The sequence below is a fragment of the Pantoea sp. SIMBA_079 genome (genome assembly GCF_046940275.1).
GTDB lineage: Bacteria > Pseudomonadota > Gammaproteobacteria > Enterobacterales > Enterobacteriaceae > Pantoea > Pantoea borealis.
In genome coordinates this window covers 1-236 of record NZ_JAWRYR010000925.1, presented here as the reverse complement: position 1 = coordinate 236, position 236 = coordinate 1, and the positions used below count along the sequence as shown (strand labels likewise).

Annotated in this window: 1 protein-coding gene; it reads right to left on the bottom strand. The window is 69.5% G+C overall.

Annotated features, from left to right (window positions below; translation table 11 throughout):
• Window positions 1–236: AAA family ATPase (locus SB719_RS22640; RefSeq protein WP_412160106.1), on the bottom strand; the 236-nt coding region annotated here is incomplete at both ends.

The following is a 236-nucleotide window of genomic DNA, read 5'->3' as shown; positions in this document are numbered from 1 at the left end:
CGGTTGGCTTCCCAGCGGGCGCGGTAGCGGCGGCCGTCGATGCCGACGAAATCGACCTCGGCAAAACCGCTACCGGTGCCACGGCGCAGCAGGTTGCGCGGGTCGGAAGTGGGGATGTCGCCGTCGGCATCTGGCACCTTGGCCTCACGGCCAATGTCATTGAGGCGCGGCACGGTGCCAAACAGCGCCAGGCACAGGGCGTCAAGCAGGGTGCTCTTGCCGGCGCCGGTAGGCCC